The following is a 13,025-nucleotide window of genomic DNA, read 5'->3' as shown; positions in this document are numbered from 1 at the left end:
GGATGAGTCCTCTCGCCGACGCAGTTCCCCCCACCCGCTACGCCCGTAAGGACTCGCGTTGACCGACTCACCCGCACTCGTCTACGACGGCGACCTCCCCCGCGATGACGCCGAGGCGCTCCGGCTGCGGGAGTGCTCGCAGGAGCAGATCCGCACCATCGGACGCATCCAGTCGCACGGCGCGCTCTTCGGCATCGACGAGGCGACCGGCGTCGTGGTCGTCGTGAGCGAGAACGTCGAGCACTGGCTCGGTCGCGATCTGCGCGCGGCCGGCAGCGACACGCTCTCGTGGGCGCTGAGCCAGGGGCTGGCCGTCGACCCGGTGCGCGCGGAGTTCGAGGGCGCCGTCTACGACGTCATCGCGCATCGCGGGACCGTGCCGCTCATGGTCGAGCTCGAACCCGTCGTTCCGGAGCTCGAGTACGTCCGCACCGGCGTCGTCGGCGCCATCCAGCGGCTGGCGGGCATCACCGACCCCGACGAGCTGCGCCAGTCGGCTGCGCGCGAGATGAAAGCCATCACGGGCTACGACCGCGTGATGTGCTACGAATTCCACGACGACGGCCACGGACAGGTCGTGGCCGACGAGCGCGAGCCCGACATGGAGCCGTACTTCGGGCTGCATTTCCCCTCGTCCGACATCCCCGCGCAGGCCCGTGCCCTGTACATCGAGAAGCGATCGCGGGTGATCGCCGACACGGAAGACCCCGGACTCGCCCTGCACACCCTCCTCCCGGAGGAGGCGCCGGTCGACCTCGGCGGCACCGAGCTGCGCGCCGTGTCGCCGCACCACCTCCAGTTCATGCGCAACATGGGGCAGGCCTCGACGGTGTCGTTCGGCCTCGTCATCGACGACCGTCTCGTCGGGATGTTCACGTGCGCGCACCGCAGCCCGCGGCGGCTCCCCGTGCTGCTCCGCCGAGCGCTCGAGGTGATGGCGACCCAGGTCGTCACCCAGCTCGCCGCCGCCGAGCAGATCCGGCGCCTGCGCCGGCAGCTCGAGGCGCGCGAGCGGCGGATCGCCCTCATCGCCCCGCTCTACGGTCGCGGCGACGTCGGCGCCGTGCTGATGAGCGGCGAGCGGACCGTGCTCGATGTGGTCCCCGCCGACGGCGCGCTGCTGCGGATGGGCGATTCCGTGCACACGGTGGGCGTGGTCCCGCCTCCGGCACGTCTCTTCGCCGTGATCGACGAGCTCGGCCCGGGAAGGCTGCTGTGGGAGGCGCTCCCGATCGAACGACCCGAGCTCGCGGTCGAGGTGCCCGGCGTGACCGGCCTCCTCATCGTCCCGCTGGGCGCCGACGGCGACACGCTGGTGTTCGTGCGCAGCGAGGTGTCGCGCACCGTCGACTGGCTCGGCGACCAGGGACCCGAGAACCGCGACACGCCTCTCTCCCCGCGCCGGTCCTTCTCCGCCTGGCGCGAGAGCGTCACGGGCCGCAGCCTCCCGTGGGGCGAGCACGCGCAGGACGCGTTCGATCTCGGCGAGGAGATCAGGTCGGCCATGGTCGCACGCACGCAGGCGGAGCTCGCCGAGCTCGCGCTGCGCGATGCTCTCACGGGTCTGCACAACCGCCGCTTCCTGGACGACCGGCTGGATGAGCTGCTGCGCGGCTCGGAGGCGGCGCTGGCCGTCGTGTTCCTCGACCTCGACGACTTCAAGGCGATCAACGACACCCATGGCCACGAGATGGGCGACGCCGTACTGGCTGCGATCGGCCGGCGGCTGAGCGGGGTGGCCCGCAGCTCCGACATCGTCGTGCGACTCGGCGGCGACGAGTTCGTGATCGTGTGCGTCGGCGCCGGGCCCGCGGAAGCCGCCGCGATCGCGGGGCGTGCGCTGGCTGCGATCACCGAGCCGATCACCGTGCGGGGCGTCGAGGTATCCGCGGGCGCCTCAGCGGGCGTCGTGGCGGCCGAGCGCGGGATCTCCCCCGGCGGACTGCTCGATGCGGCGGACGCCGCGATGTACCGGGCGAAGCGGGACGGCGGCGGCCGCGTCTCAGCGTGACGGGAGGTCGGGCTCCGGGAGGACCCGCAGTCCGGCCGACGAGTTCGCGGCGTCGATCAGGTCCTGCAGCCAGAGCCGGTTGATCTCCGGCATCGGACCCTCGTATTCGAATCGCAGCGGCGTCACCGGCGAGATCCAGACGGCCTGACGCAGCGACGTGTCCTCGTCGACGTGGGCGAACGAGAGGTTCTCCCGACGCCGCAGCTTCGCCATGATGACCAGCTCGAGGTGAGCGAGCGTGCGATCGTCGATCGTGAAGGACGCGGGAGGTGCGCCGTAGTGAAGTGTGCCCACCGCTCGATCCTACGGGCGCGCGGGCACAGGTACGCTGGGGCGATGGCGATCGTGAACCGGCTCACCGTCGATGGACGCGACTACTTCCTGCCCGACCCCGTGTCGGAGCTGAAGACGAAGATCCTCGAGGCGATCAAGGCGGGTGGCGGCTACGTGAACATCCCGCCGCTGCGCGGCGGCCCGGGAGTCGACATCCTGTTCTCCCCCGGCATGCCGGTGACGTGGTCGCAGTTCGAGGTCGGCGACGCGCCCGCCCCCACCGACGAGCCGGGCGAAGAGCTCCCCGACTACGGGCTCTGACGCCCGCGGGCCCGGTCTGATCAGACCGTGGCGAGCAGCGCGTCCATCTCCTCCGACGGCAGCGGAAGACCCCACAGGTAGCCCTGTCCGCGGTCGCAGCCGCGCCGACGGGAGCGTTCGAGGTCGGCGACCGTCTCGATGCCCTCGGCCAGCACGCGCCAGCCGTGCTGGGCGCTGCTCTGCACCACGGCGGCGATCACGTCGTCGGCTTCGGCGTCCGTCCGCTGCGTGAGCGAGCGGTCGATCTTGACCTCGTCGATCGGCAGGGCCTCCAGCATCGCGACCGTGGTGTCGCCGCCGGCGAAGTCGTCGACCGAGATCGAGATCCCCACGGACTGCAGCGCCCGCATCGCCGTCACCATCTCCGGGCGCAGCTGGGGCGTCGGCGCCTCGGTGATCTCCACCGTGACACCGGCAGGATCGATGCCGAGTCCGTCCAGTCGCGCGACGACCGCGTCGGCGTACCTCGTCGAGAAGTGCGCGGGAGAGGCGTTCACCGCGAGACCGAGAGGATGGCCCGACGCGCGCCACCGCACGACCTGCTCGGATGCCCGGGCGAACACCTGCAGATCGACCTCGTCGAGGAAGTGCCCCTCCTCCGCGAGGGGGATGAATGTGTCGGGCGGAACGGCGCCGAGGAGTGCGTGATTCCAGCGGCAGAGGGCCTCCACGGCGACGGGGACGACCGGTGCCGCGGCCTCGTCCGCGCCCGACGGGCGGAGGTCGTACTGGGGCTGGAACGCGATCCACAGCTCGCCGGTCGAGAGCGCGGCGCGCAAGTCACGAGTGAGCTGTGGAGAACGGGGCATGTCACAAGAGTCGACGACATTCGCAACCCGGCGCAACACCGGACACGGACGGGGAATCTGCGTATAATGCGCGCCACCCCGCCCCGGAGCCGCCATGGGGCTCTGCGGCGGCACGGGGGCTAAGGTGGGGGCGATGGGCACGCTCACCTACGACACCCGCGTCACCGCGTCGATCGACGACCGGATCCTCGCGCATCTCCAGGCGGTCATCTGGGCCAAGCTGCGGCGCGGCGAATCGTTCCCGTTCACGTGGACCGACCCGACCCGAGCCGGCCTCGGACGCACCTCCGTGTGGCTGAGCCCGAACGTCTCGCTGGCATTCGAGTACTTCGGCGGCCGCCAGCCGCGCCTGAACCCGGCCTGGGTCGAGGCGCTCACCAAGGCGGCGAACTCGCCCGCGGGACTCACCATCGTCCCCGAACCCGACGGCCCTGCCGCACCGCAATAACCGCGGCGGGCGCCTCTGTCAAGACCCGCAGGGGGCGATGACGCGTCCCTAGCGTGGACGCATGACACAGCACACCGAAGATCGGGTCGGTGAGATCCACTGGTCGGCCCCCGAGCGCGGCTCCTGGGCCGCCGATCGGTTCGGCCGCCGGGTGGGCGAGGTGAAGCGGGACGAACGAGGCTACGTGGCGACGCGCGGCGGACGGACCGTCGGCCGGTACCGCTCCCTCGACGCCGCGCTGGACGCCGTCGATCACCGCAGCTGGACGCACCTGGAGCCCAGCCGGTTCTGGACGCTGCTGCTCGCGACCATCAACGTGGGCATCATCGCGGCGATGTCGCTCATCGCCACCGTCGCCCTCCGCTGACGCGTCAGTTCCAGAGGCTGGGCGCCTCGGCGCGCGTGGACGGAAGAGCGGATGCTGCGGCCCAGTCGTGCACCCACGCATCCACCTCGGGAACGCCCTCGGGGCGGCCGATCGCGGCGAAGAGCTCATCGTGCGAGAGAGTGCCGCCTGAGCGCTTCATCATGCGGGCACGGATGATCGCGCGGGCGTAGACCTCGCCGCCCACCACGGCGCGATGCTCGAGGTAGACGGCTCTGTCGTCGTGCCCGATCATGCGCGACTCGACGTCGAACTTCTGCCAGAGGTTCAGCGACTTGCGGAACGTCACGGTCTCGCTCGAGACGACCGCGTACCAGCCGTAGGCCTTCATGACGTCCCAGAGGCCGGTGCGCACGAGCAGGTCCCACCGGCCGAGATCGAACAGCGAGAGGTAGCGCCCGTTGTTCATGTGGCGCAGCAGGTCGATGTCGGTGAGCAGCGTGGTGAGCCGGATCCGGCTGATCTCGTTCGGGCCGAGGCGTCCGCCTCGCCGCAGCCGCCGCCGCGCGGTCACCATCACGATCAGGGTCCGCCACATCACGTTCACGAGGTGCGATCGTAGCGATCCTCGACGACGGCGCCGATTCGGTTGTCGGTTCTCGACAGCGAGCCGCGGCATCCGTCCGGGCCGTCTCCCTCCGCGGACTGATTCCGCGTGAACGCGGAGATCGCGGGGCGCGCAGCATCCGTTCGCCACCCGCCGTTCACGCGCCGTTGGCCCGATTTCGGGTCTCGCGCCGACCCGCGTAGAGTCTGGCCCATGGAAGCCGAAACCCAGACCGACATCGTCGTCCGTCCGGTGCGCGACGTCGACGCGGAGGCCCTCGGTCGCGTCCACGCGACCGCCTGGCACGAGACGTACGACCACCTCATCAGCAAGGCCGCCCTCGAGGCCGTCTCGCCCAAGCGCCTGGCCGAGCTCTGGACCCACTGGGCCGTCCAGGGCCCCGAGTTCAAGATGTTCGCCGCGCTCGTGAACGGCGAGATCGTCGGCTTCGCCGGCTCCGGCCCCGCCCGCGACAAGGACGCCCCGCGTTTCCGCGAGCTGTACTTCATCTACCTGCTCGACGCATACCACGGCACCGGCATCGGCCAGAAGCTCTTCGACGCGGTCGTCGAGCCGTCCGAGGACCTGTACCTCTGGGTCGCCGACGACAACCCGCGCGCCCACCGCTTCTACACGCGCAACGGCTTCGCGCTGGACGGCGCCACGCACACCGAGCCCTTCCTCGGCGAGACGCTGACCGAGGTGCGCTTCGTGCGCTGACGCATCGCTGTCCCGAGGGGGCGTGTCCGGTTCGCCGGCGCGCCCCTTCGTCCGTTCCGGGGTGACGCCGACGCGTCCGCGCATCCGGAAGACTGGACCCATGCCGCCTCGCACCGCGCTCACCGTCTGGCCCCTCGAGGGCATCCCCGAGATCGAGGCGGGCGCCGACCTCGTCGACGTCATCGCGCGCGCAGCAGGCGACGACCTCGCCGACGGCGACATCCTCGTCGTGACCTCGAAGATCGTCTCCAAGGCCGAGGGCCGCTTCGTCGTCGCCGACGACCGCGAAGACGCCATCACCGCCGAGACCGTGCGGGTCGTCGCCTCCCGCAGCACCCCCAACGGGTCGACGACGCGCATCGTCCAGAACCGCCTCGGCATGGTGTCGGCCGCCGCCGGCGTCGACGCCTCGAACACGCCCGAGGGCACGGTGCTGCTGCTGCCCGTCGACCCCGACGCCTCCGCCCGGGCGATCGCCGCAGGGCTGCGCGAGCGACTCGGCGTCGAGGTCGGCGTCCTGGTGTCGGACACCCTCGGCCGCGCGTGGCGCGAGGGGCAGACCGACCACGCGATCGGCGCCGGCGGCGTGCACGTCTTCGAAGACCTCCGCGGGGGCACGGATGCTGAGGGCCGCCCTCTCGTCGTCACCATGCCGTGCGTCGCCGACGAGCTGGCCGCGGCGGCGGATCTCGTCAAGGGCAAGGCGGCCCGGCGGCCCGTGGCCGTGGTGCGCGGGCGCGCCGACCTCGTCGGCGCCCTGGACCTGCCCGGCGCCCGCTCGATCGTGCGCCCGCTCGAGAAGGACATGTTCCGTCTCGGCGCCGACGAGGCCTACGCCGAGGGATTCGCCGCGGGCCTCGCGCGTGGCCGCGACGCCGACGCCGAGGTGTTCAGCTCCGGCCCCTGATCGTGCCTTGGGCGGCAGCATCCGTCTCTCCCCGACGCATCCGCCCTCGCGCCCCCGATCCCTCCGCGCGATCTCTTTGTTCGTTCGTCACAGATGTACGCGATTCGGCCGATTCCGCATACATCTGACGAACGAACGAGGGGTGGGGGTGGTGGGGCAGCAGACCAGACCGCGAAGTCCGGCCCGCCGTCGCTGAGCTGCGACGACGGGCCGGAGACGGATGCTGCGGCTCAGCGTCCGGACTTCAGCACGGCCTGACCGGCTGAGACCTGGACGTTGACCGTGCTCGATGCGCCGGGGACCGAGCCGATGCTGTTGTCGAACTCGCCCGCCGACACATCCGATCGCACGTCGTAGTCACCCTCGGGCACGGTCAGCCGCAGCGAACCCGCGCTCACGTCGAGCTCGACGGCGTCCGGCTGCGCGCCGGTGAGGGTGGCGTCGAGCGAACCCGCGCTGACGGTGAGGTCGGCCTCGCGGACGCCGTCGAGCTCGAGCGTGCCGCGCCCGGCACTGACGTCGGCGCTGAGGGACTCGGCCGAACCGGAGACGTCGAACGCCCCCGCTGCGAGCGACAGGTCGAGCCGGCCGAACTCGCCGTCGGTGACGAACTCGCCGGCCGCGAGCGACACGTCCGCATCGAGGCCATCGAGCGAGGCCGGCAGCCGCAGCACGACATCCGCGCCCCCGTCGCCGAACCAGCCGCGCCATCCGAACCAGCCGAAGCGGTCGGGCGACGACACCTGCAGCGTGTCGCCGTCGCGCTCGAAGCGCCAGGCCTCCGCGCCCCACGAGCTCGTCACCTCGAGCTCCGCGTCCGACACGTCGCCGAACTCGACGCGCAGGGTGCCGGCCGCGGCATCGACGTCGAGCTCCTCGACGCCGGCCGCATCGAGGGTGCGGGACGAGGTGTGGACGGATGCCGACGCGATGGTCCCGACGGCGGCCGAGACCGTGGCGCCGAGCAGCACGATCCCGCCCAGCACGATCACGACGATCGCGACGGCACGCGATCCGCCGGCGGGCGGCCGGGGCTGTCCGGCGGGACGCTCGGGCGTCACGGGAGGAGGGGTGGGGGTGGAGGGCGGAGGCGTGATGGTCGTGCTCATCGGTTCGTTCCTGTCTGCGGCCCGCGGCCGCCGGGTGTCGTCGGGGGCGGCGGCGTCGGGCCGCCGTGCTCGAGGTGGGCGATCGCGGCGAGCACTCGCCGGTTGCCCGATTCGTCGGGTTCGAGGTCCAGCTTCTGGAAGACCGCGGTGATGTGCTTCTCGACGCTGCCCTCGGTGACGTGCAGCGTCTTGGCGATGGCCTGGTTGGAGCGTCCCTCCGCGATCAGGGCGAGCACCGAGGCCTCGCGTTCGGTGAGGCGCAGCATCCGTTCGTCCCTCGTCCTGCGGCTGAGCAGCTGCGCGACCACTTCTGGGTCGAGCACCGTGGCGCCCGCCGCGATGCGCTCGATCGCCTCGAGGAAGTCGGTGACGTCGGCGACGCGGTCCTTGAGGAGATACCCGAGCGCCCCGCCGCTCGACGAGATGAGGTCGGCGGCGTAGCGCTCCTCGACGTACTGCGAGAGGACGAGCACCGCGAGCTCGGGGAGCCGGGCCCGCAGCGACAGCGCCGCGCGGATGCCCTCGTCCACCCACGTCGGCGGGAGCCGCACGTCGAGGATGCAGAGGTCCGGGGCGGTGCGGTCGACGGTCTCGTCCAGCTGCGTCGCATCGGGGAGGGCCGCGACCACCTCGTGGCCCGAGTCTTCGAGCACCCGCACCAGGCCGGCGCGCAGCAGCGCCGAGTCCTCGCAGATCAGGATGCGCACGGGATGCTCACCTCCACGCTCGTCGGGCCGCCGGCGGGGCTGTCGATGCGGGCCTCGCCGCCCGCCGCGAGCACGCGGTTGACGATGCCGTCGAGGCCGCCGCCGGGGATGACCCGCGCGCCGCCGACGCCGTTGTCCTCGACGCGGGCCCACAGCGTGCCGGGCTCGCGCAGCCGCGCGACCACCCGCACCTCGGTCGCCCGCGAGTGCTTGGCGGCGTTGGTGAGGGCCTCGGCGATCACGAAGTACGCGGCGGCCTCGGTGTCGCGGCTGCAGCGGCCGTCGAGACGGACGTCGGTGTGCACGGGCACGACGGATCGGGCGACGAGCGCCGAGATGGCGGCGTCGAGGCCGCGATCGTCGAGGACGGAGGTGTGGATGCCGCGGGCCAGCTGCCGCAGTTCGGTGATGGCCGCCTTGGTCGAGGTGTGGGCCTCGTCGATGAGGGCCTTCGCGGCCTCGGGGTCGGCGTCGATCTTCTGCTGCGCGAGCCCGAGGGTCATGCCGACCGAGACGAGCCGCGGCTGCACGCCGTCGTGGAGGTCGCGCTCGATGCGCGTGCGCTCGACGTCGGCGGCGCGGACGGCGCCGGCGTGCTGCTGGCTCGACATGCGCGCTGCGGCGGCGAGCTGCGCCTCGCGCGAGGGCACCATGATGGCCCGCGCGAGGATGCCGTGGAGCACGCCGAGCCCGATCAGCGCGGCGGCGGAGAAGAGCGCCGCGAAGATGCCCACCGGCACCGCCCACGCGAGCGGCACCTCGATGCCGGTGCGCGCGAGACGCACGGCGTTCGCGTCGGCGAAGAGCGGCGTGAACGCGAGCACCGCGCCCGACACCATGAGGCCGGCGAGGGCCACGACGACCCAGCCGAGGATCGTCGCGATCGCGAGGTTCGCGATCGCCCGCCAGGTGCCCGGGTCGATCGTCTGCATCCACAGCGTGCGCAGGAAGCCGCCGAAGCCGGGGCGGCCGCTCGAGCGGGGCCGCAGGGGTGCGAGCCCGAACCGGTACAGGCCGTCGACGCGCTGCGTCTCGAGCCAGCCGAGTGCGAACAGCACGTAGACGAGGCCGACGAGCACCACGAGGCCGATGCCGAGCACGAACACGAGACCGATGCCGACGCCCAGCAGCGAGAACAGGAGCGAGAAGGCCGCGGCGCCGATGACGCCGAGGGCGGCGAGCTGCGCGATGGCGCCCGCCACCTGTGCGGGCCGCGTCACCGGGTGGACGGGAGGAGAGTCCGAGGAGGTCATGCCCCTTACGGTAGGCGCGCGGGGCGCGCCGCGCGCCCGAGCCATCCGGAGACTTCTCTTCGGGTTATCCCCCCTCCCGGTCCTCCCCCGCGGGCGGAGCGTCGGCGCTGCGCGCTAGGGTTGCCGCGATGCCAGCAGCCAGATCCCGCAAGACCCAGGGCACGCAGTCGCCCTCCTTCGACTTCGACGAGTCGGTGCTCGGCGCACTCGACGCCGGCGACGACGCCATGCTCGACGCGGGCCGCCTCGACGGCGTCGCGTACTCGGGCATCAGCCGCGAGACGTGGGAGCTGGGCACCGGCGACACCGTCGAGGCGTGCCGCTTCGACGGCCTCGACCTCGGAACCTGGGCGCTGCGCGGCGCGCGGGTCGTCGAGTCCGTGTTCGCCGGCGCGAACATCCCCGCGGTCTCCGCCGCGCGCGGCGGCTGGCGCGACGTCGAGTTCGTCGACAGCAGACTCGGCTCGCTCGAAGCCTTCGACGTGGCGTGGCGCGGCATCCGTTTCACCCGCTGCAAGCTCGGCTACGTCAACCTGCGGGGTGCCGAGCTGCTCGACGTCGCCTTCGTGGACTGCACCATCGACGAGATGGACCTGTTGGATGCTGCGGCCCGCCGCGTCGCGTTCGACGGCGCCCGCGTCGGCACGCTGAACGCCAGCGGTGCCCAGCTCACCGACGTCGATCTGCGAGGCGCCGACATCGGCCAGGTGATCGGGATGGAGGGCCTCCGGGGCGCGACGATCTCACCGGAGCAGCTGCACCTGATGGCCGCAGCCCTCGCCGACCTCGCCGGCGTCGTCGTCGAATAGTCCGGCCGCGTCAGCGCCCGGAGACCTTGCCGAACAGGCGGGCGATCGGCGCGAGCACGAGCGGGCGCGCCGCGACCCACGCCGCCGCGATCACGACGAGTGAGGCCACGAAGAACCAGAAGCCGGTCCAGTTGTCGGCGTAGGCGTTCGGGTCGACCGAGCCCTGCGCGGCGTACATGTGGTTGAGGTTGCGCAGCGCCCCGGTCGCGAACACGAGGAAGACGTGCACCGCGATGAAGACCACGAAGTACAGCATCACCGGGAAGTGCACGGCGCGCGCCCACTCGACCGGGTACGCCTTGTTCAGGCCCGTCGCGTTCTTCGGCCAGATCCCCGACATGCGCACGCCGGTGATCGCCGCGAGTGGCGCGGCGAGGAACACCGTCGTGAAGTACGCCAGCTGCTGCAGCGAGTTGTAGTTCACCCAGCCGTTCTCGGTGGGCCAGTCCAGCGACACGTACTGCAGCGCCGCGCTGATCGCGTTGGGGAACACCTCCCAGCTGGTGGGAACGATCCGCAGCCACTGCCCGGTCAGGAACAGCAGCACCACGAAGATCACGCCGTTGACGAGCCACAGGATGTCCAGCGACTGGTGGAACCACAGGTTCAGGCTGATCTTGCGGCGGCCGTTGTTCCGCGGCGACCAGAACACGCTGGGGCGCTTCTCGGTGCGCACCTGCAGACCGGTGCGGATGATCAGCACCATCAGGAACACGTTGAAGAAGTGCTGCCACCCGAGCCACGCGGGGAACCCGACAGGAGCCCCCTCGGGCAGGTGGTACTCGCCCGGGTACGCCGCGAGGAAGTCCAACCCCCACTGCGTCGACAGCAGCCACCGCACCGCGAGCACGGCCATGCCCGCGGCGTACAGCAGGCCGGCGCCGCCGACGATCACCGCGCCCGCCCACTGGACCCGGGTGAACGGGCCGATCCGCGTCGGCTCCGCCGTGGCCCCCGGGCGGGTGCCCGCGTTCGCACCGGCCCACACCGTGCGGCGGAACGGCAACGGCTCCGACAGCGGGACACCGGTGGCGGTGGTGCGCGAGACGGGGGCGACAGGCGCAACGGATGCTGCCACCTCGGCAGCAGCCGCCGGCTGTGCTTCCGCTACCCGTGCGGGCGCAGCATCCGTCGCTGCTGCAGCAGCTGCGGTCGGCGCGAATCCCGCCGGAGGCCACGGCTCGCCGCCGGCCACGCGGGGAAGCCCGCGGCGCAGCGCCCTCGCCCCGCTGGTCGGTGCCGAAGGTGTCACGTCTTGCCCGATCTCCGCGGCGGCGGCGACCACAGGTGCCACCTTCGCCTCGGCCGCGGCCTCGGAAGGTGTCGCTTCTGGCCGCGTGGCGGTCTCGGTGGCGGCAACGACTGCCACCACCGCGGCGGTCGGCGCGGCACCAGCCGGAGGCCAGGGCTCGCCGCCGGGCACGCGCGGCAAGCCGCGGCGCACGGCGCGCGCACCGGGCGCCGACGCTTCGGGGGTCGCGACACGCGGGGTCGCGGCATCCGCTCCCCCGTGTTCCGCCACCGATGCTGCAGCGACCGCAGCCGCAGCCTCGCCAACATCGGGTTGCGCGTCGGTCCGGGGCGTTTCGTCTCGCTCGCTCCTCGCTCGCTCAACGAGGGGGGGCTCGGCCACCGAGTCGGCGATCGAGCCGTTGCCGTTGGCGCCGGGCGCGGCGCCGGCGGGCGGCCACGGCTCGCCGCCGGGCACGCGCGGCAGACCGCGCCGCACCGTGGAACCGAACGTCGCCATGCGGATTACGCCTTCTTCGCCTCGAGCGCGGCGATCAGCTGCGGCACGACCGTGAACAGGTCGCCCACGACGCCGAAGTCCGCGATCTCGAAGATCGGGGCGTCCGCGTCCTTGTTGATCGCGACGATGGTCTTCGCGGTCTGCATGCCCGCCTTGTGCTGGATCGCACCCGAGATGCCGAGCGCCACATACAGCTGCGGCGACACCGACACACCGGTCTGCCCCACCTGGTACGAGTACGGCACGTACCCGGCGTCGACCGCGGCGCGCGACGCGCCGATCGCGGCCCCGAGCGCGTCGGCCAGCTGCTCGACGAGGGCGAACTTCTCACCGGAGCCGAGCCCGCGCCCGCCCGACACCACGCGGGCCGCGCCACGCAGCTCCGGACGCGACGACGACACCACGGCCTCGTCCACCGAGATCACGGTGGCGGCGCGGCGCTCGGAGGCACGCACCTCGAGCGGCTCGGCCTCGACGCCGGCGACCGCCTCGGCGCGGGCGTCGATCGAGCCCTGCCGGATCGTGATGACCGGCGCGCCCCACGTCACGGCCGAGTCCACGTTGTAGGCGCCGCCGTAGACGGAGTGGTGCGCGACCACGCCTTCGGCGTCGCGCGAGACGCCGATCGCGTCGACCGCGACTCCCGAACGGGTCCGCGCGGCGTACCGGCCGGCGACCTCGCGACCCTCCACCGAGTTCGACACCAGGATCGCGTCGGGACGCACCTGGTCGGCGGCTTCCGTCAACGCGTCCACCCGCGGGACCGTCAGCCCGTCGCCGGCCGGCGCGACCAGCACCGACGCGGCGCCGAGGGCCGCAGCATCCGTCGCCAGCGCGGCGTCGCCGACGATCAGCGCGACCGGCGTGCCCACCGAGGCGGCGGCACCGAGCAGCTCGGCCGCCGATTTCGCGAGCGCGCCCGCGGGCGTGGTGTCGAGGAGGACCAGGATCGAGTCATCCGCAAAAGTCATGGGTG

Annotated in this window: 15 protein-coding genes; 7 read left to right on the top strand and 8 right to left on the bottom strand. The window is 72.3% G+C overall.

Translation table 11 applies throughout. The annotated features are described in order from the left end of the window. Positions 1-58 precede the first annotated feature (58 nt). On the top strand, positions 59-2,011 hold the full coding sequence (locus ACFQ7C_RS08875) for a diguanylate cyclase domain-containing protein (RefSeq protein WP_378899266.1): 1,953 nt from the start codon (positions 59-61) through the stop codon (positions 2,009-2,011). Here the strand turns inward: ACFQ7C_RS08875 and ACFQ7C_RS08870 are convergent. Further along, positions 2,003-2,305 carry a hypothetical protein gene (locus ACFQ7C_RS08870; protein ID WP_378899265.1) on the bottom strand — a complete coding sequence of 101 codons (303 nt, stop codon included), beginning with the start codon at positions 2,303-2,305 and terminating at the stop codon, positions 2,003-2,005. The two genes, ACFQ7C_RS08875 and ACFQ7C_RS08870, sit on opposite strands and share 9 nt — an antisense overlap. A 42-nt stretch (positions 2,306-2,347) precedes the next feature. Between ACFQ7C_RS08870 and ACFQ7C_RS08865 the strand changes: the two genes are divergently transcribed. Further along, positions 2,348-2,605: a hypothetical protein gene (locus ACFQ7C_RS08865; RefSeq protein WP_378899264.1), complete on the top strand. Its 258-nt coding sequence runs from the start codon at positions 2,348-2,350 to the stop codon at positions 2,603-2,605. 20 nt (positions 2,606-2,625) lie between these two features. Here the strand turns inward: ACFQ7C_RS08865 and ACFQ7C_RS08860 are convergent, their stop codons facing one another. Next, complete coding sequence (locus ACFQ7C_RS08860; protein ID WP_378899263.1) at positions 2,626-3,414, bottom strand: EAL domain-containing protein; 789 nt, start codon at positions 3,412-3,414, stop codon at positions 2,626-2,628. A 133-nt stretch (positions 3,415-3,547) separates the two neighbouring features. Between ACFQ7C_RS08860 and ACFQ7C_RS08855 the strand changes: the two genes are divergently transcribed. Then, positions 3,548-3,862, top strand: coding sequence for an ATP-dependent DNA ligase (locus ACFQ7C_RS08855; RefSeq protein ID WP_378899262.1), 315 nt, complete (start codon positions 3,548-3,550; stop codon positions 3,860-3,862). Between the two features lie 61 nt (positions 3,863-3,923). Beyond that, entirely contained in the window at positions 3,924-4,229 is a 306-nt protein-coding gene (locus ACFQ7C_RS08850; RefSeq protein WP_378899261.1) for a hypothetical protein, read from the top strand. Between the two features lie 4 nt (positions 4,230-4,233). Here the strand turns inward: ACFQ7C_RS08850 and ACFQ7C_RS08845 are convergent, their stop codons facing one another. Continuing rightward, positions 4,234-4,794, bottom strand: a complete 561-nt coding sequence (locus ACFQ7C_RS08845) for an acyl-CoA thioesterase (RefSeq protein ID WP_378899260.1) — start codon at positions 4,792-4,794, stop codon at positions 4,234-4,236. A 213-nt stretch (positions 4,795-5,007) separates the two neighbouring features. On the opposite strand from ACFQ7C_RS08845, the gene ACFQ7C_RS08840 reads away from it, so the two are divergent. Then, entirely contained in the window at positions 5,008-5,514 is a 507-nt protein-coding gene (locus ACFQ7C_RS08840) for a GNAT family N-acetyltransferase (RefSeq protein WP_378899258.1), read from the top strand. A 100-nt stretch (positions 5,515-5,614) separates the two neighbouring features. After that, the gene (locus ACFQ7C_RS08835; RefSeq protein WP_378899256.1) at positions 5,615-6,421 is read left to right on the top strand and encodes a coenzyme F420-0:L-glutamate ligase; all 807 of its coding nucleotides are present in this window, start codon (positions 5,615-5,617) and stop codon (positions 6,419-6,421) included. Positions 6,422-6,651: 230 nt separating this feature from the next. Here ACFQ7C_RS08835 and ACFQ7C_RS08830 read toward each other — a convergent pair whose 3' ends face one another. The 3 genes from ACFQ7C_RS08830 to ACFQ7C_RS08820 are packed head-to-tail and all read right to left on the bottom strand — an operon-like array spanning position 6,652 to position 9,490. After that, a complete protein-coding gene (locus ACFQ7C_RS08830; protein ID WP_378899254.1) occupies positions 6,652-7,530 on the bottom strand; it encodes a DUF4097 family beta strand repeat-containing protein in 879 nt (292 codons plus the stop codon). Further along, the gene (locus ACFQ7C_RS08825) at positions 7,527-8,237 is read right to left on the bottom strand and encodes a response regulator (RefSeq protein ID WP_378899252.1); all 711 of its coding nucleotides are present in this window, start codon (positions 8,235-8,237) and stop codon (positions 7,527-7,529) included. Before ACFQ7C_RS08825 ends, ACFQ7C_RS08830 begins: the two co-directional genes overlap by 4 nt. Then, on the bottom strand, positions 8,225-9,490 hold the full coding sequence (locus ACFQ7C_RS08820) for a sensor histidine kinase (protein WP_378899250.1): 1,266 nt from the start codon (positions 9,488-9,490) through the stop codon (positions 8,225-8,227). The genes ACFQ7C_RS08825 and ACFQ7C_RS08820 overlap by 13 nt, the downstream gene beginning before the upstream one ends. Positions 9,491-9,618: 128 nt before the next feature. On the opposite strand from ACFQ7C_RS08820, the gene ACFQ7C_RS08815 reads away from it, so the two are divergent. Further along, entirely contained in the window at positions 9,619-10,299 is a 681-nt protein-coding gene (locus tag ACFQ7C_RS08815) for a pentapeptide repeat-containing protein (RefSeq protein WP_378899248.1), read from the top strand. Between the two features lie 10 nt (positions 10,300-10,309). On the opposite strand, the gene ACFQ7C_RS08810 is transcribed toward ACFQ7C_RS08815, so the two are convergent. Together ACFQ7C_RS08810 and ACFQ7C_RS08805 are read right to left on the bottom strand one after the other, a co-directional pair. Then, on the bottom strand, positions 10,310-12,049 hold the full coding sequence (locus ACFQ7C_RS08810; protein WP_378899246.1) for a cytochrome b/b6 domain-containing protein: 1,740 nt from the start codon (positions 12,047-12,049) through the stop codon (positions 10,310-10,312). A 5-nt stretch (positions 12,050-12,054) separates the two neighbouring features. Further along, positions 12,055-13,020, bottom strand: a complete 966-nt coding sequence (locus tag ACFQ7C_RS08805; RefSeq protein ID WP_378899245.1) for an electron transfer flavoprotein subunit alpha/FixB family protein — start codon at positions 13,018-13,020, stop codon at positions 12,055-12,057. Between the last annotated feature and the right edge of the window lie 5 nt (positions 13,021-13,025).

The sequence above is a fragment of the Microbacterium sp. NPDC056569 genome (assembly GCF_042793475.1).
GTDB lineage: Bacteria > Actinomycetota > Actinomycetes > Actinomycetales > Microbacteriaceae > Microbacterium.
Note: the sequence above shows the minus strand (reverse complement) of the source record. Positions and strands in the feature narration are given on the sequence as shown.